This is a genomic window from Sulfitobacter donghicola DSW-25 = KCTC 12864 = JCM 14565 (assembly GCF_000622405.1).
Taxonomy (GTDB): Bacteria; Pseudomonadota; Alphaproteobacteria; order Rhodobacterales; family Rhodobacteraceae; genus Sulfitobacter; species Sulfitobacter donghicola.
Genome location: NZ_JASF01000005.1, coordinates 531,487 through 552,291, shown reverse-complemented (window position 1 = coordinate 552,291; position 20,805 = coordinate 531,487). Strand labels below are relative to the sequence as shown.

General features: G+C 54.8%; 21 protein-coding genes. 14 read left to right on the top strand and 7 right to left on the bottom strand.

The genetic code is table 11. The features are described 5' to 3' along the window. Window positions 1–9: 9 nt before the first annotated feature. From Z948_RS0103670 to Z948_RS0103655, 4 genes are all read right to left on the bottom strand, one after another. Window positions 10–444: a GlcG/HbpS family heme-binding protein gene (locus Z948_RS0103670; protein ID WP_025058223.1), complete on the bottom strand. Its 435-nt coding sequence runs from the start codon at window positions 442–444 to the stop codon at window positions 10–12. A gap of 18 nt (window positions 445–462) precedes the next feature. After that, complete coding sequence (locus tag Z948_RS0103665; RefSeq protein ID WP_025058222.1) at window positions 463–1,749, bottom strand: TRAP transporter large permease; 1,287 nt, start codon at window positions 1,747–1,749, stop codon at window positions 463–465. A gap of 2 nt (window positions 1,750–1,751) precedes the next feature. Then, on the bottom strand, window positions 1,752–2,285 hold the full coding sequence (locus Z948_RS17795; RefSeq protein WP_025058221.1) for a TRAP transporter small permease: 534 nt from the start codon (window positions 2,283–2,285) through the stop codon (window positions 1,752–1,754). 76 nt (window positions 2,286–2,361) lie between these two features. Then, a complete protein-coding gene (locus Z948_RS0103655; RefSeq protein ID WP_025058220.1) occupies window positions 2,362–3,336 on the bottom strand; it encodes a TRAP transporter substrate-binding protein in 975 nt (324 codons plus the stop codon). A gap of 321 nt (window positions 3,337–3,657) precedes the next feature. On the opposite strand from Z948_RS0103655, the gene Z948_RS0103650 reads away from it, so the two are divergent. Further along, the gene (locus Z948_RS0103650; RefSeq protein WP_025058219.1) at window positions 3,658–4,326 is read left to right on the top strand and encodes a GntR family transcriptional regulator; all 669 of its coding nucleotides are present in this window, start codon (window positions 3,658–3,660) and stop codon (window positions 4,324–4,326) included. Between the two features lie 25 nt (window positions 4,327–4,351). Here the strand turns inward: Z948_RS0103650 and Z948_RS0103645 are convergent, their stop codons facing one another. Continuing rightward, window positions 4,352–4,870 (bottom strand): redoxin domain-containing protein, encoded by a 519-nt coding sequence (locus Z948_RS0103645; RefSeq protein ID WP_025058218.1) that lies wholly within the window; start codon window positions 4,868–4,870, stop codon window positions 4,352–4,354. A 331-nt stretch (window positions 4,871–5,201) separates the two neighbouring features. On the opposite strand from Z948_RS0103645, the gene Z948_RS0103640 reads away from it, so the two are divergent. The 9 genes from Z948_RS0103640 to mnhG all read left to right on the top strand — a co-directional run bounded on the left by Z948_RS0103640 (window position 5,202) and on the right by mnhG (window position 14,141). Beyond that, window positions 5,202–5,588 carry a carboxymuconolactone decarboxylase family protein gene (locus tag Z948_RS0103640; RefSeq protein ID WP_025058217.1) on the top strand — a complete coding sequence of 129 codons (387 nt, stop codon included), beginning with the start codon at window positions 5,202–5,204 and terminating at the stop codon, window positions 5,586–5,588. 137 nt (window positions 5,589–5,725) lie between these two features. Next, window positions 5,726–7,180: an aldehyde dehydrogenase family protein gene (locus Z948_RS0103635; protein WP_025058216.1), complete on the top strand. Its 1,455-nt coding sequence runs from the start codon at window positions 5,726–5,728 to the stop codon at window positions 7,178–7,180. Window positions 7,181–7,238: 58 nt separating this feature from the next. Beyond that, window positions 7,239–7,985 carry an SDR family oxidoreductase gene (locus Z948_RS0103630; RefSeq protein WP_025058215.1) on the top strand — a complete coding sequence of 249 codons (747 nt, stop codon included), beginning with the start codon at window positions 7,239–7,241 and terminating at the stop codon, window positions 7,983–7,985. A gap of 160 nt (window positions 7,986–8,145) precedes the next feature. Next, on the top strand, window positions 8,146–11,013 hold the full coding sequence (locus tag Z948_RS0103625) for a monovalent cation/H+ antiporter subunit A (RefSeq protein WP_025058214.1): 2,868 nt from the start codon (window positions 8,146–8,148) through the stop codon (window positions 11,011–11,013). Window position 11,014: 1 nt separating this feature from the next. Then, window positions 11,015–11,359, top strand: coding sequence for a Na+/H+ antiporter subunit C (locus tag Z948_RS0103620; RefSeq protein ID WP_025058213.1), 345 nt, complete (start codon window positions 11,015–11,017; stop codon window positions 11,357–11,359). Further along, a complete protein-coding gene (locus Z948_RS0103615) occupies window positions 11,356–12,948 on the top strand; it encodes a monovalent cation/H+ antiporter subunit D (RefSeq protein ID WP_025058212.1) in 1,593 nt (530 codons plus the stop codon). Before Z948_RS0103620 ends, Z948_RS0103615 begins: the two co-directional genes overlap by 4 nt. Before the next feature lies 1 nt (window position 12,949). Further along, window positions 12,950–13,450 (top strand): Na+/H+ antiporter subunit E, encoded by a 501-nt coding sequence (locus Z948_RS0103610; protein ID WP_025058211.1) that lies wholly within the window; start codon window positions 12,950–12,952, stop codon window positions 13,448–13,450. Beyond that, entirely contained in the window at window positions 13,447–13,734 is a 288-nt protein-coding gene (locus Z948_RS0103605; RefSeq protein ID WP_025058210.1) for a K+/H+ antiporter subunit F, read from the top strand. Before Z948_RS0103610 ends, Z948_RS0103605 begins: the two co-directional genes overlap by 4 nt. Next, on the top strand, window positions 13,731–14,141 hold the full coding sequence (gene mnhG / locus Z948_RS0103600; RefSeq protein ID WP_025058209.1) for a monovalent cation/H(+) antiporter subunit G: 411 nt from the start codon (window positions 13,731–13,733) through the stop codon (window positions 14,139–14,141). The genes Z948_RS0103605 and mnhG overlap by 4 nt, the downstream gene beginning before the upstream one ends. Here the strand turns inward: mnhG and Z948_RS0103595 are convergent. Continuing rightward, complete coding sequence (locus Z948_RS0103595) at window positions 14,128–15,009, bottom strand: LysR family transcriptional regulator (RefSeq protein ID WP_025058208.1); 882 nt, start codon at window positions 15,007–15,009, stop codon at window positions 14,128–14,130. The two genes, mnhG and Z948_RS0103595, sit on opposite strands and share 14 nt — an antisense overlap. A 92-nt stretch (window positions 15,010–15,101) precedes the next feature. Here Z948_RS0103595 and Z948_RS0103590 point away from each other — a divergent pair, with 92 nt between their 5' ends. Together Z948_RS0103590 and Z948_RS0103585 are read left to right on the top strand one after the other, a co-directional pair. Further along, on the top strand, window positions 15,102–16,070 hold the full coding sequence (locus Z948_RS0103590; protein ID WP_025058207.1) for an NmrA family NAD(P)-binding protein: 969 nt from the start codon (window positions 15,102–15,104) through the stop codon (window positions 16,068–16,070). Between the two features lie 55 nt (window positions 16,071–16,125). After that, window positions 16,126–17,238, top strand: a complete 1,113-nt coding sequence (locus tag Z948_RS0103585) for an S-(hydroxymethyl)glutathione dehydrogenase/class III alcohol dehydrogenase (protein WP_025058206.1) — start codon at window positions 16,126–16,128, stop codon at window positions 17,236–17,238. Between the two features lie 71 nt (window positions 17,239–17,309). On the opposite strand, the gene Z948_RS18375 is transcribed toward Z948_RS0103585, so the two are convergent. Then, window positions 17,310–17,846, bottom strand: a complete 537-nt coding sequence (locus tag Z948_RS18375) for a TetR/AcrR family transcriptional regulator (RefSeq protein WP_025058205.1) — start codon at window positions 17,844–17,846, stop codon at window positions 17,310–17,312. A gap of 250 nt (window positions 17,847–18,096) precedes the next feature. On the opposite strand from Z948_RS18375, the gene Z948_RS0103575 reads away from it, so the two are divergent. Continuing rightward, window positions 18,097–18,555 (top strand): (2Fe-2S)-binding protein, encoded by a 459-nt coding sequence (locus Z948_RS0103575; RefSeq protein ID WP_025058204.1) that lies wholly within the window; start codon window positions 18,097–18,099, stop codon window positions 18,553–18,555. Between the two features lie 3 nt (window positions 18,556–18,558). Beyond that, on the top strand, window positions 18,559–20,799 hold the full coding sequence (locus Z948_RS0103570; protein ID WP_025058203.1) for a xanthine dehydrogenase family protein molybdopterin-binding subunit: 2,241 nt from the start codon (window positions 18,559–18,561) through the stop codon (window positions 20,797–20,799). The last annotated feature ends 6 nt before the right edge of the window (window positions 20,800–20,805 follow it).

The following is a 20,805-nucleotide window of genomic DNA, read 5'->3' as shown; positions in this document are numbered from 1 at the left end:
GTGCGACTCCTATGTTTTATTATTTTGATATTGTGAAAAGGCGTCGACCCCAGCTTGGGCAACGTCGTGATCTTGTGAGGGTGAGCCGGAACTAACACCGATGCCGCCAATGACATCAGTACCGGCAAAGACCGGAAGGCCTCCGCCAACGGCGACCATACGGCCCCCCAAAGTCGAGGAAATGCCATGGGCGGGTTTGCCGGGTTGGTTCACCTCGCCCAAGGCTTGCGTGCTTTTCTGAATGCCTGACGCGGTGAAGCCTTTGTCGATGGCAAGACCGATACTGGTGATCTTGCCCCCGTCCATACGTTCAAACGCGATCAGGTTTCCGCCTTCGTCATTCACCGCGATACACATGTCGACACCAATCTCTAGCGCCTTGGCACGTGCGCCTTCGATCAGGATCTTGGCATCTTCACTATCTAGTCTGTTGATCGTCAACATTTCAGCGTCCTCCAGACCTTATTGCCCAATGATGAGGTTAGGCAGTGTCAGGGAGATCGCAGGAACAAATGTGATCAACATTAGCGCGGCGAAAATGGCGAGGTAGAAAGGCCAGATCGTTTTGACAGCTTTCTCCATCGGTAGCTTACCAACCGCACAGCCGACAAACAGACAGGTCCCGACAGGTGGCGTACATAGGCCAAGGCCAAGGTTCACCAAAAGGATCATGCCGAACTGCAGGGGATCAATGCCAAGCATGTTCATCACAGGCAGGAAGATCGGTGTGCAGATCAGGATCAGCGCAGCCATGTCCATAATCATGCCAAGCAGCAGCAAAACCGCGTTGATCATCAGCAAAATCAGGATCGGGTTTTCCGTGATGCCCAACAGGAACTCGACCGTTTTGGTTGGGACGCGGTTGAACGTCAGCATGTAGGCAAACGCACCAGCACAGGCGATCAGGATCATAACCATAGAGGTTGTGCGAACCGATGAAATCACCGCTGTCTTGAAGGCTTCCCATGACAGGCTGCGGTAAACAACCAGCGTCACGATAAAGGCATACATCGCGCCAAAGGCACCGGATTCGGTCACGGTAAAGATACCAGACAGAACACCGCCAACGATGATCACAGCCGTCAGCAAACCAGGGATCGACCCAACAAAGGCGATGGCAAGGGCGGTCCAGCCGGGGAACTGCTCGGCCTGATAGCCGCGTTTCACGGCAACCACATAGGCCGCAATCGCCAGACAGCAACACATCAGAACACCGGGAACAACACCAGCCAAGAACAGTTTGGAAATCGAAACCGCGCCACCCGTCGCCAAAGCGAAGATGATCATGTTGTGGCTGGGGGGAATGATAATGCCCGCAATCGAAGAGGTCACAGTGACGTTCACCGCATAGTCGGCATCATAGCCTTTGTCCTTCATCACAGGGATCAGGATCGAACCCAAAGCAGAGATGTCAGCAATAGCCGACCCCGAAATGCCGCCAAACAACATCGAGGAAAACACGTTCACAATGCCAAGGCCGCCGCGCACCGCGCCAACGGCTGCTTGTGCAAATTTGACCAGCCGCATGGCAATGCCGCCGTGGAACATCAATTCGCCCGCAAAGATGAAAAACGGGATCGCCATCAGGGAAAAGACGTTGATCCCAGAAACGATACGCTGAAAGCCGACAAACAGGGGCAGACCTTCATACCAGAAGGCAGCCAAAGCCGAGATCCCAAGCGCATAGGCCACAGGAGACCCGATGAAAACACATAGGGCAAAAACCCCAAGAAGAACCATTAGTCCCATGATTAGCCCTGATCTATATTATCTTGGCGCTCATCGCGGCCCATAAACAGGCGGATAAGGTGGCCGGTTGCAAACAAGAACAGCAAGGCACCGCTAATGGTCATCGGCAGCGAACGCAGCCCTTCGGACCATTGGATCAGCGGGATAAGCGTGTCCCATTTGAATTTGGTCAGTTCGATCCCGTACCAGAACATCATGGCGCCAAAACCGGCCAGCAAAACGTCCGAGACAAATACGAAAATTGTGCGCACCCAAGAGGGGACAATGTTTCTAAAGATCACAACTGAAAGGTGAGTGTGGTTGTGCACGCCAGCGGCGGCACCCAGAAACGCAATGACCATAACCAGCAAGAGCGAGACCTGCTCAACCCATGTTGGGGTGTCATTTAAAACGTAACGGCCAAAAACCAGCCACGCAAAGATGGCGGTCATAAAGACGATGGCAACACCGGCCAGCAAGACGCAGATACGCGCGAGCAGGTCCAGAAACTGATCCATCAACTGCAGAAATCTAGGTTTTGTGTTTGGATCACTCATAGTGTCCCCTTTCGAGACAAAAACGTCCGGCATCCCATGGGAGCCGGACGCTCTTTGTTTGATAAACTAAAGCAGCTTATTCAGTCGCTTGGGCCATTTCGACTAGCGCTTTCATATCTGGGTTTGCAGCCAGATAGTCAGCATAGACCGAGTCCATCGCGGATTGGAAAGGACCTTTGTCAGCGATTTCGTTGACCTTGATGCCAGCGGCTTCAACTTCTGTACGCGCTTCGGCAGAGCCAACGGCCCAGAGTTCACGCTGGTACAAAGCAGCCTCGACAGCGGCGCCACGAACAGCTTCCTGCAATTCAGCGCTCAGGGCGTTGAACTTGGTTGTGTTCACGCAGATGCACTCAGGAATGATCAGGTGCTCGGACAAAGAATAGTGTGTTGTCACTTCGTAGTGGCCAACGTTTTTGAAGGATGGGAAGTTGTTTTCCGCACCATCAACAACGCCAGTCTTAAGCGCCTGTTGTACTTCGGAGAATGCCATCGGGGACGGGTTGCCGCCCATTGCGGAAATCATGGAAGTGTACAGATCGTTGTTCATGACGCGGATCTTCAGGCCAGCAACGTCTGCTGGTGAGTTGATTGGCTTTTGGCTATAGAAAGAACGTGCGCCAGCGTCAAAATAGGCCAATGGCAGAACGCCTGCTTCGCCCATCGCTTCGCCAACGACCTTGCCAGCGTCGCCTTCAAGAACGCGGAACATGTGTGGCACGCTTTTAAAGATGAAGGGCAGGGAAACAAGGTTTGCTTCTTTTACCATTGGGCCGATTGGACCAAGGTTAAAGTTACCAACTTCGATGGCGCCGATGCGGACCTGCTCAAGCGCGTCTGGCTGCGAGCCAAGAACACCACCGTGGAATACGTCTACGGTAACTTCGCCGCCTGTGGCGTCTTTCACCAGCTCGGCAAATTTATCCATTGCGGCGGTGTTTGGGTGGCCATCATTGTGGATGTTCCACGCGCGCCAGTTGTCCGCAGAAGCGGTGGTTGCAAAAAGAGCAACAGCTGTAGCTGTCGCGAAAAGCGATTTCGTAAAAGTCATGGGTTCTCCTCCCCGGTTTGTCTGGACAGTGTTCTTGCATTTCTTTTTCGGGAGGATGAAGGTTATCAAACTTCCTGCTTCCTCCCAGAGCCGGAATCACTGATGCCTCAATAAGGAGACTAGTATCCAAGTTGTGTCAACAACTAACCTGAAAATTTGTTGAAACCTTGACAGGCCCCGTGACAATGCCTTTCATACACTGTAAGAAGCCCGTCAGAGTAAATTGAGCTAAGATGTTGTAATGCCGTGTGTTTGCGGTTTCTTGGCGCAGGTTTTGCAAGTTGATTACAGACTAAAATCAGAGGACTAGCGTAAAATTCCGTGGACGATCTAAAGACACGAACAACGACCGATGTGGTCTATGAAACGCTTCACGACCAGATTATTTCGTTGGAAATTCTGCCCGGTACCAAGCTGTCGGAGACGGATGTCGCTAGGCGTTTTGGCGTGTCACGCCAACCGGTACGCAATGCATTTACCAAATTAGGCAACGAGGATCTTCTGCTCATTCGCCCTCAAAAAGCGACCGAAGTGCGCGGATTTTCGATGGATCGGTTAGAGCTGGCGCGCCTTGTTCGGCGGGCAGTCGAACTCGAAGTTGTCTATTCGGCCATCCAAATCTGGGATGCATCCCGAGAAGAGCAGCTTGCTGAAAACCTAAAGCTGCAAGAAGATGCAATCGCGAATGATGACCTGCCCACGTTTCACGCGCTGGACTATGACTTTCACAAATTGATCTATGTTCTGGGCGGAAACCCTAACGCCTTTGAGGTGATGTTGGAGTGCAAGCAAAAGGTAGAACGCCTGTGTATGCTTGGGCTGGAAAAAGACAGCGAAGCAAAGTCGATCCTGCAAGATCACCGTGACATTGCCTCTGGGTTGGCATCTGGTGATGTGGAAAAGGCCCAGAAATCGGTTAGGCATCACTTGTCGCGACTGGATAAAACAATCGCCTATATTCACAAGACCCACCCTGGCTATTTTGAATAACCTAGGCTGGGTCTTGAGGTTGAAATCAGGCGGTGCCGCGTTCGGGGCGGTTGTTGTCGATGTTGAACTTCATCCCGTCTAACAGCTCTTCCAGATCGGGCCGCGCGGCAGGACCGTTGGAAATTTCGACAAGCATCAAAGAGCCGTCAGGGCGAATGCCGAACGCACCTGGTTCGGCAAACAATCCGGTTGTTTCGGCCTCTGACAGGGGCGAAGAGACATAAAGCCCGAGCGAGCGCATCTGCGCTTCGGTCATTCCATAGCATAGGTTAAAGTCCCAACCGAATTCCGCCAAATCCGCTTTGGCTTTTTCTTCGGTGTCTGCTGAAACCACAACAACATCCAGCACTTCTTCCCACGCAGGTAGGGCGGCATTCAGTTTGTTGAGGAACCGTTTGCAGCGTGGGCAATGTTTGCCGCGATACACGAAAACCATGGTCCAGCGGTCTTTTTGTTGACCAATTTCTGTGGTGCCAGCGGGGCCGAGGCTTGGGAAACTTGTTGGCTCGATCGGGGCGCCAACATTGGGTTTGGGGGTAGACATGTGGTATTCCTTTGTAGATTTCGCAAAAGTGATTTCCGAAAATCACGCTGCGCAGCAGTTGTGAGGTTCTGAATAAGGGGTCTTAAATCGGGCTTGTCAACGGAACTTTTGGCCTGCGCTGGTCACTTGGCCGTTAGCATAATCCGCTGTTTGCGGTGCGTTTCGCCTGATGTCGCAGGGCGGATAGTTTTTCCCGACGGCTACGTGATCGGTTGTCAAACATGGGTTGGTGGCTTGGGGAAAACAGGCTAAAGCACTGGTGAAGATTAAAAGGCAATAGGCGTGCTTTGTGCTAGTGGAAAACACGGCCCCAAATTGAAAGGTTAAGAATATGAGCGCATTTGACGAGGACCTTTTTCTAAAGGGGTTAGAGCAACGGAAATCCACGCTGGGCGCTGAATACGTTGAGAAAAACCTAGCCGCCGCTGATGATTTCACCCGTCCGTTTCAGGAAGCGATGACCGCGTGGTGCTGGGGGTTTGGCTGGGGGGATGATGTGATCGACGCCAAGACCCGTTCGATGATGAACCTGTCGATGATCGGCGCGCTGGGCAAGATGCACGAATGGGAATTGCACTGTCGCGGAGCCATCAATAACGGTGTGACCCATGAGGAAATTCGCGCCATCATCCATGTGATCGGTATTTACTGCGGGGTTCCGCAGGCGCTGGAATGTTTTCGGGCCGCCCGCAAAGTGATCGAAAGCACAGAAAGCTAAAGCACATCCGCTGTCGGCGCGGAACCGCCTGCAAAGGCATCTGACTGTCCTCTCAAACTGCACCTAATGCGTTGCGCAGCTTGCTAATGTTCGGCGGGCTTGCCAAGCTGCGCGGAAACAGTTGACAGGACTCGCCCATGACCATCCGACCGTTAGATATTGATCCAACCCATTGTTTAATTGGGGGGCGCTGGGGGGCTTGCGCATCGGGCGAAACGATGGTGCTTAAAAACCCGTCTGACGGCGCGCAACTTTGTGAAATTGCTTGCGGCAATGAGGTGGACATAGACCGCGCCGTTTCAGCGGCCCGTACCGCATTTGAGGGGGAATGGGGCAGCGCCACTGCCGTTGAACGGGGGCGGATATTGTCAAAACTGGGCGCGCAGGTTTTAGACAACATTGATGAACTGGCACGGCTCGAAGCGCTCGATGTTGGCAAACCCCTAAGCCAAGCCCGCGCGGATGTTGTCGCACTCGCGCGGTATATGGAATTTTACGCCGGTGCGGTGGACAAATTGCATGGGCAAACCATCCCGTATTTAGATGGCTACACTGTTTATACTTTGCGCGAAGCACATGGTGTAACAGGCCATATCATCCCGTGGAACTATCCCATGCAGATCATCGGGCGTTCTGTTGGGGCTGCATTGGCCACAGGCAACGCAGCGGTTTTAAAACCCGCCGAAGAGGCCTGTCTGACGGCCCTTGCCTTTGGAGAGTTAGCCCGACAGGCAGGGTTGCCCGACGGGGCGCTAAATGTCGTTTCTGGCAGAGGCAGCCAAGCAGGCGCGGCGTTAACTGCGCATGCGGGGGTTAATCACATTTCCTTCACAGGGTCTGTTGGCACGGGCCGCCTGATCCAGAAAACCGCGGCGCAGAATGTGGTGCCTGTTACGCTTGAGCTGGGGGGGAAATCCCCGCAATTGGTTTTTGACGATGCCGATATCGATGCGGCACTGCCGTTTTTGGTAAATGCAGGGATCCAGAACGCTGGCCAGACTTGTTCGGCCTCTTCCCGCATTCTAGTGCAGCGCGGCGTTTATGAAGAGGTCGTGCAGAAGATGTCCGCGCGGTATAGGGACTTGATCGCAGGGCCAGCATTGGCTGATTTGGCCGTTGGGCCGCTGGTTTCTCACCGCCAGAAAGAGATCGTCGAGGGCTACCTTGCCAAAGGCGCCGACCTTAGCATAGCAGCCCAAGGGCAGATCAGCGCAAAGGCGCCCAGCGGGGGCGCCTATGTCGCGCCGACCCTGTTCAAAGACGTGGCGCCAGACCACCCGCTGGCCCAAGAGGAAATATTTGGCCCTGTGCAGGTGATCATCCCCTTTGAGGATGAAGCCGAGGCCCTTTCGATCGCAAACGGGACATCCTACGGATTGGTCGCTTCGGTCTGGAGCCGCGACGGCGCACGCCAGATGCGGCTGGCAAAGGCGTTGCGATCTGGTCAGGTGTTTTTGAACAACTACGGCGCGGGGGGCGGTGTGGAATTGCCCTTTGGCGGGGCGGGTTTGTCGGGGCATGGCCGCGAAAAAGGGTTTGAGGCGCTATATGGGTTTACGTCGCTAAAGACAGTGGCAGCCTATCACGGATAGCCTATCGGCCCCTGCCGATCGGGGGCAACGGGATGGAAATATAAACAAGGAGCAAGCAATGCGTTTGCAAGGTAAGACAGCGATTGTAACAGGTGGCGCTTCGGGTTTTGGGGCAGGCATCGTTCGTAAATTTGTCGCCGAAGGGGCGCAGGTGATGATTGCCGACCTGAGCGAGGCAATGGCCCAAGAGCTACGCCAAGAGATGGGCGCGCATGCGATTGTTGCCGTTGCAAATGTGGCCGAAGGGCCCAGCATGTCCGATATGGCAGAGAAAGCGATGCAAGAATGGGGGCATATCGACATCCTTGTTAACAACGCAGGTGTCACGCATTTGCCCGCCCCGATGGAAACCATCAGCGAAGAAGATTTTGATCTGGTTTTTGCGGTGAACTGCAAATCGGTCTATAACACGGCCCGCCACATCGTCCCCTTAATGAAAACCCGTGGCGAAGGGGCCATTCTAAACGTTGCCTCAACAGCGGGCGTGTCACCACGTCCAAACCTTAGCTGGTATAACGCGTCAAAGGGGTGGATGAACAATGCCACCAAAGGCATGGCCGTCGAATTGGCCCCTTTCGGTGTCCGAGTGAATGCGCTGAACCCCGTCGCAGGGGAAACCCCACTGCTCAAAAGCTTTATGGGCGAAGATACACCCGAAGTGCGGTCGAAATTCCTGTCAACAATCCCGCTGGGCCGCTTTTCCACGCCCGAAGATATGGGCAGCGCGGCATGCTTTTTATGCTCGGACGAGGCATCGATGGTGACAGGGGTTTGTATGGAGGTGGACGGCGGGCGGTGCATCTGAGCAATTGCCAGCAGAAACATTTGTCAAATGTACGGTATCGGTTCGTACCTCGGTTCATTTTCGAATAAAGTGTTCCGAACCTTTGCGGCGATTCCGATCCGCAACGAAACGACAAGCCTAGGAGGGAAACATCTCCGGGCCCCAACAGTATGGAGCACATGTGTCCCTTCTTTTGATCGTAGCACTGCCGTTTTTGGGGGCTTTGCTGCCCGGATTGATGAACCAAGCAGGCCGAGCAGCCTGTGCTGGTGTGACGTTCATGGTTACGCTTGCCGCTTTTGTCGGTCTGATGACCAACCTGCCAGCGGTTATGGCCGGAGAGGTTGTCGCCTTTCGCTTTGATTGGCTGCCCCACATCGGATTGAACTTTACGCTGATGCTGGACGCGCTGGGCTTTTTCTTTGCGACGCTCATTCTGGGCATTGGTTTGCTGATCATCACCTATGCGCGCAACTACCTTGCGCGCAATGACAACATGGGCGAGTTCTTTACCTATCTGTTGCTGTTTCAGGGCGCGATGGTGGGGATTGTCATGTCTGACAATATACTGCTTTTGCTCATTTTTTGGGAGCTGACCTCGCTGTCTTCCTTCCTGTTGATCGGCTATTGGAAGCACCTTCCCGAAGGGCGCCAAGGCGCGCGGATGGCGCTGACCGTTACCGGCATGGGCGGGCTGGCGATGATTGCGGGGATGATGATCCTTGGCCAGATCGCTGGCAGCTATGACCTGAGCGTTATCTTGCAAAACCGCGAACTTATCCAAGGCAGCGATCTGTACCTGCCTGCGTTGATCCTGATCCTGATCGGCTGTTTTACCAAATCCGCTCAATTCCCCTTCCATTTCTGGTTGCCCCACGCGATGGCAGCCCCGACACCAGTTTCGGCCTATCTACACTCGGCCACGATGGTGAAGGCGGGGATTTTTCTGATGGCGCGCATGTGGCCTGTCCTGTCTGGCACGCCTGAATGGTTCTGGATTGTCACGACCGCTGGCCTGATCACAATGGTGCTGGGCGCCGTGATTGCCCTGTTTAAACATGATCTAAAGGCGTTGCTCGCGTTTTCCACCGTCAGCCATTTGGGGTTGATCACCATGTTGCTGGGAACGGGCACTGCGCTGGGCGCGATGGCGGCGGTTTTTCATATTCTCAACCACGCAACGTTTAAGGCGGCGCTCTTCATGTCAGCAGGGATCATCGACCACGAGACCCACACACGCGACATTCGGCGGCTGGGGGGCTTGCGCCACTTGATGCCAATCACCTTTGTGATCGCCTCGCTTGCGGCTCTTTCTATGGCGGGCATTCCGCTGCTGAACGGGTTCCTCAGCAAGGAATTGATGCTGGAGGAGGCCTATCACACAGTTTTGGGCGGTAATCACTGGATTGTCCCCAGTCTGGCTGTTGTCGGTTCGTTGTTCTCGGCGGCCTATTGTTTCCGCCTGATCGGGCATACTTTCCTAGGGGGCAAGCGCGACGATTACCCCGCTGCACCACATGATCCGCCTGCAGGGCTGTGGTTGCCGCCAGCCTTCTTGGTCGTTTTGGTCGTGGTGATTGGTGTTGCGCCCTTTTTGGCCGAGCCAGCGGTCAAAGGCATCACATATGCGGTTTTGGGCGGCGAGGCAGAAATGCCAAAGGCGCACCTGAAAATCTGGCACGGTCTGACGCCTGCGCTTTATATGTCGATCACTGCCGTTGTTGGCGGGTTGATTGTGCTGGCGTTGTTCAAACCGCTTTTGAAACTATGGGATGCGGCCCCACGCCCAGAGGCTAAGGCGATTTTTGATGCGGTGATGGACGCTGCTGTAAAGGCCGCCAAAGCTTTGACACTGCCTATTCATAACGGAGCTTTCTCGCGCTATGGCGCGGTTATGGCGATCACGGTGATTGTGGCTGGCTGGTATGCTTGGGCATCTGGTACGGTTGGCGCGCCGACACGGGCTGTGCAACCCGCTGGGGCGGTTGAACTTGCCGGTTGGTGTATGTTGGTCGCGGCAACTGTGGGCATGGTGTTTTTGCACCGCAACCGTTTGTTATCGCTGGTGCTGATCGGGATCATCGGGTTGATGGTATCTATCGGGTTTGTCTTCCTTTCGGCACCCGATCTGGCGATGACACAAATCACGGTTGAGGTGGTCACGACGATCCTGTTGTTGCTTGCGTTGAACTTCCTGCCCAATGACACCCCAATCGAAAGCAGCGTTTTGCGCCGGACCCGCGATGTGGGTTTGGCGGTGGCAGGCGGGGTCGCCGCCATGGCGCTGAGCTATCACTATTTGCTGCGGGATGCGGTGACCTCGCCGATCTCGGAATATCATCTCGCCAATAGTTATAAGGGCGGCGGGGGTACCAATGTGGTGAACGTCATCCTCGTTGATTTCCGTGGCTTTGATACCTTCGGTGAAATCATTGTTTTGGGCATCGCGGCTGTGTTGATCTATGCGCTGACTGAAACGCTATTGGGCGGCCCTGTGCGTGCGCGATTGCTGAACCGCAAGCCCGACAAACCGCTGGCAGGGGATCAGCACCCCACGATGATGGTGGTTTTGACCCGCGTGTTGATGCCTGTTGTGGTTATGGTCGGCTTTTACATCTTTTTGCGCGGCCACAACGAACCCGGCGGCGGGTTTATCTCGGGGCTGATCGTGTCGATTGGTTTGGTGATGCAATATATGGCCAGCGGCTATAGCTGGGCCACCGCGCGCCAGCGGTATCCGCACCAAGGGGTGATTGGCGCTGGTGTGCTGATCGCGGGTCTGACGGGGATCGGATCGTGGTTTGTGGGCAAGCCGTTCCTTACCTCGGACTTTACCTATGTCCGCATCCCGCCCTTTGAAAAATTTGAGCTCGCCACTGCGGCTCTCTTTGATCTTGGGGTTTTCTTGGCTGTTGTCGGGGCGGTGATGCTATCGCTTGACGGGTTCTCGCGCCTTGCGCGGCGCGCCCATGTCCAAGACAGCGAACACGCAATGGATATCAACCCCGCGCGCTCCGAAACCGAAGCCCTAGAAGAGCAGGGGGTATAACATGGAATTTCTTGTAGCATCCGCAATTGGTGTTTTGACGGCTGGTGGCCTGTATATGGTCATGCGCCTGCGCACCTTTCCTGTAATCTTGGGCATCTCGCTGCTGACCTATGCGGTGAACGTGTTTCTGTTTGCCTCTGGGCGGTTGAAAATAGCCTCACCCCCGATCCTAAGTGACGGAGCCACCTATACCGATCCGATTCCGCAGGCGCTGGTGCTTACGGCGATTGTGATCTCCTTTGGGATGACCGCTGTTATCGTGATGATCTCGCTTGGGGCGTATCTGGGGACGGATGACGATCATGTTGATGATATGCCACAGACCAAAGGCGAGGATGCGACATGACCCACTGGTTGATTATGCCGATCGTCCTTCCGGCGATCCTTGCGCCTTTCATCATTCTTGCCGCGCGCTATCACATCGGCATCCAGCGGGTGTTTTCCGTTGTGGGTGTTCTTGCGCTTATCGCGATCTCGTTGGGGCTTGCGATTGAAACCGCAGATGGCACCGTAATGCTGTATCAACTGGGCGATTGGGCGGCGCCTTTTGGCATTGTTCTGGTCGGCGACCGCCTGAGTTCGATGATGGTGCTGCTGATGTCGGTGCTGGCGTTGTTTGTGCTGCTCTATTCCATCGGGTCAAAATGGGACGAACGGGGCCGCATGTTCCATGCGTTGTTCCAGTTCCAATTGATGGGGATTGCGGGTGCATTTCTGACAGGTGACCTGTTTAACCTATTTGTTTTCTTTGAGGTTCTGCTGATCGCCTCTTACGGGTTGATGATTCATTCGGGGGGCAATGCGCGGTTGCGGGCAGGGGTGCAATATGTGTTGTTCAACCTGCTTGGCTCCACCCTTTTCCTCTTTGCCCTAGGCGCGCTTTACGCCGAGACGGGGACGCTCAACATGGCTGATCTGAGCGAGCGGGTGCAGCTGATCGGTGCGGATGCAACTGTTGGTATTCGCGTTGCATCTGTGTTGCTGATCCTTGTCTTTGCGATCAAAGCCGCGATTGTGCCACTTCATTTTTGGCTGCCAAGCTCCTATGCCGAAGCGCCGCCTCCGGTCGCGGCCCTATTTGCGATCATGACCAAAGTTGGCGCTTACGCGATCATTCGTGTCTATACGTTGATTTTCCCAGTCGATTTGGCGGTGACATCGGGCCTGCATGATACTTGGCTGCTGCCTGCAGCGCTGTTGTCCCTTGCTGTTGGGGCTGTTGGCGTGCTGGCCGCCAAAAAGTTCGACCGCTTGGTCGCCTTTGCGGTGGTTAGCTCGATGGGGATGGTGATGGTTGCGATCGGCCTGTTCACCCCCGTCAGCATTGCTGCTGCGCTTTACTATATCGTGCATTCAACCTTGGCTGCTGCGGCGCTGTTCCTGATTGTTGATCTGGTTCAACAAAGCCGTGGTCATCTGAAGCTAACGCTAGAGGCGCCTGTTGCAGGGGCTGCCCTGATTGCGGGATTGTTCATGGTTTCGGCCATTGCAATGACGGGGCTGCCGCCGCTGTCTGGGTTTATTGGTAAGCTGATGGTGCTGAACGCGGCTTTTGACGGTTCTGCCTTTGTTTGGGTCTGGACCCTCGTGCTGCTCGCCAGTTTGATAAGCATTGTTGGCTTTGCTCGTGCGGGGTCGATTTTGTTTTGGAAGGCCCAGTCTGACGCGGCGCCTGTGCCCGACGTTGGCCGCCCTGCGCCCGCAGCCTTGTCCTTTGTCGCGGTGGGGGGGCTGATCGCGCTTTTGATCACCCATACCGTTTTTGCAGGCCCGATCTATCGCTACACGGAACAGACTGCTGCACAGTTGTTTGCGCCAGAAGACTATGTGTCTACGGTTCTTGAAACTCCGGGTAAGTTGAGCGGCAAAAAAGCTGATGCGCATGATGACCATCAGAGCGATGAAAAAGCCGATGCCGATGAAGGGGATCACTAAGATGAAACGTTTCTTTGCATGGCTCTTCCCCCACCCGCTGCTGACACTGATCCTCGCGATTGTCTGGATTCTGCTTCAGAATAAATTCTCGGCAGGGATGTTTGTGTTTGGGGTCATCTTGGGCGTTGTTATTCCACGCGCGACGGCGGCATTTTGGCCCGAACGACCTGCCGGATTTAAGCTGTCGAAAATGATCCCTTATGCCTTGATGGTGATCTGGGACATCATGGTTGCCAATGTGCAGGTTGCTTGGATTGTCCTGACGGTTCCGAATTCGAAATTAAAGCCCGCTTGGATCATCATCCCGCTAGAGCTGCGCCAACCCGAGGCGATCACCTTGCTGGCGGGGACAATTACCCTGACACCGGGCACGGTTTCTGCCGACCTGTCAGAAAGCGGCCACTATCTGCTGGTTCACGTGCTGCACACCGACGATCCAGATGCCGAACGTGACGGCATCAAATCCCGCTATGAAGCGCGCCTAAAGGAGATATTCGTATGACCTTTGCTACGGAATTGATGAATTATGCAATCGCCGCAGCCTTTGCCGTGGTTGGTCTTTGCCAAATGATGGCGATGGTGCGGGTTGTTATTGGCCCAAATACCGGAGACCGCATTTTGGCGCTGGACACGATGGTGGTAAACGCGATTGGTCTGGTTGTTTTGATGGGCCTCGCCCAAGGAACGCGGATTTATTTCGAAGTGTCCTTAATTATCGCGATGCTGGGGTTTGTATCTACAGTTGCTTATGCGCGGTTTGTTTTGCGGGGGGATATCATCGAATGAACATCGAAGTTATTGCACTTTATGCGGTTACGGCCTGTCTGGTGATCGGGTCCATCTTTACCCTGACCGGCGCGATTGGCCTGCTCAAATTTAACAACAGCATGACGCGGCTGCACCCCCCGACAAAAGTCGGAACCGTGGGGATTGGTGCCTTGCTGCTTGCCTCGATCATCTACAACGGTGTTTTTGGCGAAGGCGCAATGCATGAGCTTTTGATCATGGCGTTTTTGTTTGTAACTGCGCCGATTTCAGCGAATTTCATCGCCAAGGTGAATATCCATAAAGGGTCCTGTGAAAAGCCACCAGAATTACCCGGTGACGAGCAATGGGCCACCCTAGATGTCGCGCCAGAGGATCAGGCCATCAAAGAGCCGACAGCGGCGGCAGAGCAGGCTAAATCTGGCTAAAGCTCTGTGCGAGGTGGTCAAAACACGCCCTGACCCGTGGGCTCATCCTGAGTTCTTGGTGCGCTGTTAGCCAGACAGGTAAATGGCCGATAGGAATTTCGGGCCAGAGCTGAACAAGGTCAGGGTTGTCTGCTGCCATGCATTGCTGGCCAAACCCGATGCCCATCCCTGCAAGAACCATTTGCCAACAAACGACCTGATCGTCCGAGCGCAGTTTGAAAAAGCTGCGGTCAACGTGCAAGCCGACCCGCTTCATGCCGTCGATGATTAAAGTGTTTCGGTCGTACCCGATAACCGTGTGCCTTTCCAAATCCTCGGGGCCTCCGGGTGTGCCGTGTTTTTCCAGATAACCACGGGATGCATAAATGCCCAAAGGAAGTTCGGCGACCATTTTGGAAATCAGATCATCTTGGGTCGGGCGGTACATGCGCACGGCCAGATCCGCTTCTCTGCGCAGCAGGTTATCCGTTTCATCCGAGGCGACCAATTCCAAAGACAAACCAGGATATGCAATGTGGAGGGCCGTGAGCATGGGCGGCAGCAGATATGTCGCGGCGATCTGGCTGGCCGTGATCCGCACGGTACCGTTCAGGTCATGGGGGCCCGTTGCCGAAATCGAAAGCTGCGCCGCGGATTGCGCCATCTCATCGGCATAGCGGCGCACCGATGCCCCTTCAGGGGTTAACGTCAGGCCAGAGGGTGTTCTGAAAAACAGCCGTGTTCCCAGTTGCTCTTCTAACTGATTGAGATGGCGGCTGAGCGTGGGTTGGCTGCTGCCCAACCGAACCGCCGCAGCTGACAGCGATCCGGTTTCACCAATTGCGGCAAAGGATTGGAGAAGATGCCAAGGGATATCTTTGGTATTCATTTTTGAATGACTTGATCCGATTTTTGCCAGTTATCCATTCAAATATTGATTGCTACCCTTCTATTGTCAACAAACAAAGCTAGGAGAGAAGCATGACGAAAACGGTACTTGTTCTTGGGGCAAACGGGCGTTTTGGCAGGGCGGCGGTTCAAGCCTTTTTAAACGAGGGTTGGAACGTGCGTGCGGCCACCCGAAATGGTGAGGGGCAAAAAGCCCAAGGGCTTTCTTATGTGGCGTGCGATGTGGCGGTGGCGCGCCAAGTTGTTGAGGCGGCCATGGGGGTGGATGTCATTGTTCACGCCGTTCACCCTCCCTATCCCAAATGGGCAGAGATCATGCCGGTCCATACTGCGAATGTCATTACGGCTGGGTTGGCCAGTGGCGCAACTGTCATGATCCCCGGGAATGTTTATTCTTTTGGAAAAGACACAAACGAAGTTTTGCGCGAAGATGCCGCCCCATGCCCCTCGACCAGAAAAGGCGTCATACGCGTTGCGATGGAACAGGCATTCGCCAAAGCGGCGGAGAAGGGACTGCAGACAATAATTTTACGGGGCGGTGATTATATTGAACGCAGGCAGACCGGAAACTGGTTTGACAGCCATATCACGAACAAAGTTCACAAAGGCATCTTCACCTATCCCGGGAAAATGGATGTGGTGCATGCTTGGGCATATTTGCCAGATATGGCGCGGGCCATGGCGGGGCTTGCAGCTATCCGCAGCCAGTTCCCGAGGTTTTCCAGCTATGGTTTTGAAGGGTACAGCCTGACAGGCGAACAGCTAATGGCAGCGGTCGCAAAAGCTTCAGGGCGCCAGCTGAAGCTGAAATACCTTCCTTGGCCGATTTTGAGAGCCTTGGCATTGGTCAGCCCCTTGTTGCGCGAAGTCTGTGAGATGCGTTACCTGTGGGACACGCCGCATCGGATCGACGGTGAACCGCTGCGAAAGGTTCTGCCGGATTTTGAACCAACCTCTCTTTTGGTCGCGATGGATGATGCGCTTGCTCATGGTAAAAGCGATTTTGGTTTTGACCCAGAAAGACGCATGCGGAGCGCTTGACATCGGCAACATAAATGGTTCCTGCTGCTCGTAATATTTAGGAGAAAACACCATGATGAAGACACGTGCAGCTGTTGCCGTAGAAGCCGGAAAACCTCTTGAAATCATGGAGGTTAATCTGGAAGGCCCCAAGCGGGGTGAGGTCCTTGTCGAGATTAAGGCGACAGGGCTTTGCCATACGGATGAATTTACCCGTTCGGGTGATGATCCAGAGGGTATTTTTCCAGCAATCCTAGGGCATGAAGGTGCGGGTGTTGTTTTGGAAGTCGGCGAAGGCGTCACAACGCTTGAGCCCGGCGACCATGTGATCCCGCTGTATACGCCTGAGTGTCGTGAATGCGAATACTGCTTGTCTGGCAAAACCAACCTGTGTCAGGCGATCCGTGTAACGCAGGGGCGGGGGCAACTTCCCGATGGCACGACACGCTTTTCGATGCTGGATGGTACGCCGATCCACCACTACATGGGCTGCTCTACCTTTGCCAACCACACGGTTGTTCCTGAAATCGCTTTGGCCAAAGTGCGCAAAGACGCGCCATTTGATAAGATTTGCTATATCGGATGCGGTGTGACCACGGGGATCGGCGCGGTGATCAACACCGCCAAAGTTGAAATCGGCGCGCGTTGCGTTGTGTTTGGCCTTGGCGGCATCGGCCTGAACGTTATTCAGGGTCTGCGGATGGCTGGTGCAGATCAGATCGTCGGCGTCGATCTGAATGACGACAAGGAAGAAACGGGCACCTATTTTGGCATGACCGATTTTGTGAACCCCTCCAAGGTCGATGGGGATCTGGTTGCGCATCTGGTTGAACTCACCGGTGGTGGCGCGGACTATACTTTCGACGCTACGGGCAACACCAAAGTGATGCGTGACGCGCTAGAGGCGGCACATAAAGGTTGGGGCGAAAGCATCATCATCGGTGTCGCCCCCGCCGGCGCCGAGATTTCAACCCGTCCGTTCCAATTGGTTACGGGGCGCGTGTGGCGTGGTACGGCCTTTGGCGGCGCAAAAGGCCGTACAGATGTACCGAAAATCGTTGATTGGTACATGAACGGCAAAATCGAAATCGACCCGATGATCACGCATAAGCTGACCTTGGATCAGATCAACGAAGGGTTTGACCTGATGCATCAAGGTAAATCCATCCGCGCGGTTGTTGAATTCTAAGCCAGCGAAAAAATCATGTGAAAGGGCGGGGCAGGCATACTGCGCCGCCTTTTTCGTTCTGGGGCCAATGATCACAGCTGGTAACTGAGGGCCGCGTTTAGCATATGCCGCAACTGGGCTTCGTATTCGGGGGTATCGTATTGCCCGATGGCCGCAAGGTGCAGGGTTTTCTCAACAACGCTAATGCCGAGAATAACTGCCATGAACAGGGCTGCCTGAGTGCGATCGCCAATTGCTTTTTCCACCGCAGACTGCATGACTTCCTGTTGTTTTTCACGCACCAGCCCTCCGACCTCTTCGTCTTGGGCATTCATCAGCATGAGGTTCAGAACCGAAACCGCTTGCCCATCACGCGGGTGGTTTACAAATAGCTCAACAGTCAACTCTACCAGCGCTTCGCGAGATGAAACGTCAGGCAGGTCAAAAGCACCTTCGATTGTTGCTTCGAACAATCCGCGTTTGTTCCCGAAATACCGAGAGATCAGCGCCACATCAACGCCCGCCGCTGCCGCAATCTGGCGCAGGGATACGTTGGAATACCCGTGTTTCCACAAGAGAGTGCGCGCGTGGGTTAATAGATTTTCTCGGGTAATCAGGGCCTTGTTCATGGGTTGTTTTTACTCTGCTTGGAAAAAATGTCAACGCGTGTTGACAGGGCGAAAATTTGAGCTATCTAATAAAGTCAACGCTTGTTGATTTTTTGGGGCGGCATGTGCGGCTCTGTTTTTGCATCCATAGGGATTGGTGCTGAATGCACCAGATGCCATGCAGAACAGGAATATGTCACTTTCGCAACGGGCAGGACACAGAAGCTTTCATGCGCGTGGAAGACGCGCTGAAGATCGAAAGAGGTTTGGAATGGAACTGAAGGTAAACGGAAAATCCCATCAAGTTGATGTGGAAGAAGATATGCCGCTTTTGTGGGTCCTGCGGGATGAGCTGGGGATCACCGGTGTTAAATACGGTTGTGGCATTGCGGCCTGTGGTGCTTGTACCGTGCATATCGATGGGGTGGCCGTGCGATCCTGCCAAACCTTCGCAGCCGATGTTGATGGTGAGGTCACGACGATCGAGGGCTTGGGCACACCAGAGACCTTGCATGCCGTCCAAGAGGCTTGGGTTGAGCATCAGGTGGCGCAATGCGGTTACTGCCAGTCGGGCCAGATCATGCAGGCGGCCAGTTTTCTGGATTTGAATGCCGAACCTACAGACGATCAAATCGACGAAGCGATGAGCGGAAACCTGTGCCGATGCGGGACTTATCCGCGCATTCGTGCAGCCGTAAAATCCGCAGCAACAAAATTGCAGGAGGGCTGAGCCATGGGTCGTATCAAAACAATTGCGCGCCGTTCATTTCTGATCGGATCGGCCGCGATCCTCGGCGGTGTTGCCTTTGGCGCCTATATGGTGAAACGCGATCCGCAAAACCCTCTGACGGCTGATGCGGCAGAGGGGGATGCGGTGTTTAACCCTTGGGTGAAAATCAACGCGGATGGCATCACCTTGGTCACGCCGCATACGGATTTGGGGCAGGGCGCGCGCGCCATGCAGGCGATGCTGATCGCTGAAGAGCTGGACGTTGACATGGATCAGGTCTCAACCACTGCTGGTCAACCTGCCGCCGCATATTACAACACAGCGCTTGCGGCTGAGGCCGTGCCTTTCCGTTCGAACGATGACAGTTTCGGCGCCGAAGCGATGCGCACCACAATGGGCGCAGTGATGAAGTTGTTGGGCGCGCAGGTCACGGGTGGATCGACCTCGGTCCCCGATAGCTTTGACAAACTGCGCCAAGCGGGCGCTGTGGCACGCGAAACGCTAAAGCTGGCCGCCGCCAAAGAAACAGGTTTGACGGTCGAAGAACTCTCGACCGCTGCGGGGGCCGTTGTTTTGCCCGATGGCACGCGCCTAGCCTATACAGAGCTGGCGGCACAGGCGGCCCAAGTTGAGCCCGTAGAGAATGTCACCCTACGGGATCCGTCTGAATGGCGGATCATCGGAAAGCCCGTTCAGCGTTTGGATATCGCGGCAAAATCTACGGGAACCCAGACGTACGGTATCGATCTGCAATTTGACGGCATGGTGCATGCCTCGGTTCGGATGAACCCGCGCAAAGGGGCGTTGATGGCAGATTTTGATGCCAGCGCAGCCGAAGGGATGCGCGGCGTTTCCAAAATTATCCCGCTGCCTTACGGCGTTGCCGTGATCGCAGACAACACATGGCGCGCCTTTCGTGCCTTGGAAGAGATCGAGATCGAATGGGAGGCAGCACCTTACCCTGCTGAACAGGATGAACATTGGGCCGAGGTCGAAGCGTCCTTCGTTGAAGATCGCTTGGACAAAGAATGGCGCAATGACGGTGATGTTGAAAAGGCCCTGAAAAGTGGCAATATCGTCGAGGCCGAATACCGCGCGCCTTATGTCGCCCACCAACCCCTTGAGCCACTGAATGCTGTTGTGACGGTCCATGAAGACCGCGCAGAAATTTGGGCGGCGCATCAGGTGCCGCGCTATGTTCTGGAACGCGCTGCCGCAAAACTGGGGCTCGAGGTAGAGCAGATCACGCTGCACAACCAATATGCTGGCGGCAGCTTTGGTCACCGGCTGGAGTTCGATAATATCGACGTGGCCGTAGATATTGCCGCAGAAATGCGAGGGATACCGGTTAAGCTAACCTATCGCCGCGAAGAGGATTTTGTGCAGGATTACGCCCGCCAGATTGGCATGGCTAGGGGGCGCGGCGCTCATGCTGACGGTAAGGTGACCGCTCTTGATCTGGATATCGCAACAGTCTCCGCGGCGCGGTCCCAGTCAAAGCGCCTTGGCGTGGCGTTACCTGGACCAGATACGCAAATCGCGGCAGGGGCGTGGAACATGCGCTACGCCGTGCCAAACCTGCGTGTGCGCGCCTATGCGGTGCCAGAACTCGCGCCGACATCGTCTTGGCGGTCGGTTGGGGCGTCAACAGCTGGCTTTTTTGCAGAAAGCTTTGTGGACGAGGTGATCCATGCCGCCGGAGCGGACCAGATGGAAGAGCGTTTGCGTCTGGTCAACGATCCAGATGCGCGCGCAGTGCTGGAAGCGGTTGCCGAGATGTCTAACTGGGGCGAAACCCTTGGGCCCAAGCAGGGGCGCGGCGTTGCTTTGGTCACGTCCTTTGGGGTGCCAACGGCCGAAGTGGTCGAGGTGACGGATACCGAGGACGGCATCAGGATCGATCGCGTTTGGGTCGCTGCCGAGGTTGGCCGAGTGGTTGATCCTGTAACCTTTGAAAATGTCGTGATGGGCGGTGTCATCTGGGGGCTTGGCCATGCTATCAACTCTGAAATCACCTATTCGGACGGTATGGCTGAGCAGGATAATTTTCACGTGGCAGAAGGTATGCGGATGCATCAATGTCCCATCATCAAAGTGCGCGGATTGGAAAACAACCCAGCTGTGCGCGGGATTGGTGAACCCCCTGTCCCCCCCGCCGCTGCCGCTTTGGCTAATGCCATTTTTGCAGCGACTGGCACCCGCCTGAGAGAGATGCCATTCTACAATACAGTCGACTTTGTCTAATGGGTG

What these genes read in the sequence shown, in the direction of transcription:
- Z948_RS0103670 (WP_025058223.1), bottom strand. Translation starts at nt 444, where the DNA reads ATGTTGACGATCAACAGACTAGATAGTGAAGATGCCAAGATCCTGATC.
- Z948_RS0103665 (WP_025058222.1), bottom strand. Translation starts at nt 1,749, where the DNA reads ATGGGACTAATGGTTCTTCTTGGGGTTTTTGCCCTATGTGTTTTCATC.
- Z948_RS17795 (WP_025058221.1), bottom strand. Translation starts at nt 2,285, where the DNA reads ATGAGTGATCCAAACACAAAACCTAGATTTCTGCAGTTGATGGATCAG.
- Z948_RS0103655 (WP_025058220.1), bottom strand. Translation starts at nt 3,336, where the DNA reads ATGACTTTTACGAAATCGCTTTTCGCGACAGCTACAGCTGTTGCTCTT.
- Z948_RS0103645 (WP_025058218.1), bottom strand. Translation starts at nt 4,870, where the DNA reads ATGTCTACCCCCAAACCCAATGTTGGCGCCCCGATCGAGCCAACAAGT.
- Z948_RS0103640 (WP_025058217.1), top strand. Translation starts at nt 5,202, where the DNA reads ATGAGCGCATTTGACGAGGACCTTTTTCTAAAGGGGTTAGAGCAACGG.
- Z948_RS0103635 (WP_025058216.1), top strand. Translation starts at nt 5,726, where the DNA reads ATGACCATCCGACCGTTAGATATTGATCCAACCCATTGTTTAATTGGG.
- Z948_RS0103630 (WP_025058215.1), top strand. Translation starts at nt 7,239, where the DNA reads ATGCGTTTGCAAGGTAAGACAGCGATTGTAACAGGTGGCGCTTCGGGT.
- Z948_RS0103620 (WP_025058213.1), top strand. Translation starts at nt 11,015, where the DNA reads ATGGAATTTCTTGTAGCATCCGCAATTGGTGTTTTGACGGCTGGTGGC.
- Z948_RS0103615 (WP_025058212.1), top strand. Translation starts at nt 11,356, where the DNA reads ATGACCCACTGGTTGATTATGCCGATCGTCCTTCCGGCGATCCTTGCG.
- Z948_RS0103610 (WP_025058211.1), top strand. Translation starts at nt 12,950, where the DNA reads ATGAAACGTTTCTTTGCATGGCTCTTCCCCCACCCGCTGCTGACACTG.
- Z948_RS0103605 (WP_025058210.1), top strand. Translation starts at nt 13,447, where the DNA reads ATGACCTTTGCTACGGAATTGATGAATTATGCAATCGCCGCAGCCTTT.
- mnhG (WP_025058209.1), top strand. Translation starts at nt 13,731, where the DNA reads ATGAACATCGAAGTTATTGCACTTTATGCGGTTACGGCCTGTCTGGTG.
- Z948_RS0103595 (WP_025058208.1), bottom strand. Translation starts at nt 15,009, where the DNA reads ATGAATACCAAAGATATCCCTTGGCATCTTCTCCAATCCTTTGCCGCA.
- Z948_RS0103590 (WP_025058207.1), top strand. Translation starts at nt 15,102, where the DNA reads ATGACGAAAACGGTACTTGTTCTTGGGGCAAACGGGCGTTTTGGCAGG.
- Z948_RS0103585 (WP_025058206.1), top strand. Translation starts at nt 16,126, where the DNA reads ATGAAGACACGTGCAGCTGTTGCCGTAGAAGCCGGAAAACCTCTTGAA.
- Z948_RS18375 (WP_025058205.1), bottom strand. Translation starts at nt 17,846, where the DNA reads ATGAACAAGGCCCTGATTACCCGAGAAAATCTATTAACCCACGCGCGC.
- Z948_RS0103575 (WP_025058204.1), top strand. Translation starts at nt 18,097, where the DNA reads ATGGAACTGAAGGTAAACGGAAAATCCCATCAAGTTGATGTGGAAGAA.
- Z948_RS0103570 (WP_025058203.1), top strand. Translation starts at nt 18,559, where the DNA reads ATGGGTCGTATCAAAACAATTGCGCGCCGTTCATTTCTGATCGGATCG.